At 60.7% G+C, this 710-nt stretch carries 1 protein-coding gene; it reads right to left on the bottom strand.

The window, feature by feature from the left end; genetic code table 11:
• A partial coding sequence (gene tnpC / locus SJI19_RS24705; RefSeq protein ID WP_323480878.1) for an IS66 family transposase occupies positions 1 to 710 on the bottom strand: 710 nt, incomplete at both ends.

Below are 710 nucleotides of genomic sequence, written 5' to 3'. Positions count from 1 at the left end.
GTCGCGCGCATATTGACCACTGCGCCCCGGCTGACAGTCATACAGCACTATCGCCTGCTCGGCGCTGTGGGCGGTGACATAGGCCCAGAGATAACCGCGTTGCGTTTTACCCTGACCGGGGTCGAGAATGGAGAGTGTGGTTTCATCGGCCTGGAGCACCGGATGCAGCAGCAGGTCGTGATGCAGGCGCTCGGCCAGCGGTTTGAGCGCCGCGCCCACTGCGCCGAACCAACCGGCCAGCGTACTGCGCTGGATATCAACACCGCTGCGTTGATAGATAACCTGTTGGCGATAGAGCGGCAGATGATCGAGGCACTTGGCGCTGACCACCTGCGCCAGCAACCCTGGGCCGGGCTGGCCTTTTTCTATCAACTGCGCCGGGAGTGGTGCACTGACCACGGTATCGCAGTGTTCACAGCTGAACTGCGGGCGGATATGCCGATGCACGATAAAACGTGCCGGGACATATTCCAGCCGCTCGCTGATCTCATCGCGGATAAAGCGCAGGGCATGACCACAGTCCGGGCAACTATCGGATGCGGGGGCCAGGTGGATATCCTCACGGGGTAATTCCGGCGGCAGCGGTCGGCGTTTGGGCACGGCGGGTTTGTCGGTTTTAGGTTCGGGTAATAACGTAGCCAACTGCTGTTCGATATCGGCGGCATCGGCTTCGATATCTTCATCGAACAGTCCGCGTTGTTCGCCCTGGA

Source organism: Acerihabitans sp. TG2, from assembly GCF_035013185.1.
Classification (GTDB): Bacteria; Pseudomonadota; Gammaproteobacteria; order Enterobacterales; family Enterobacteriaceae; genus Acerihabitans.
The sequence above is the reverse complement of the archived record's forward strand: the minus strand, read 5'-3'. Positions and strand labels throughout refer to the sequence as shown.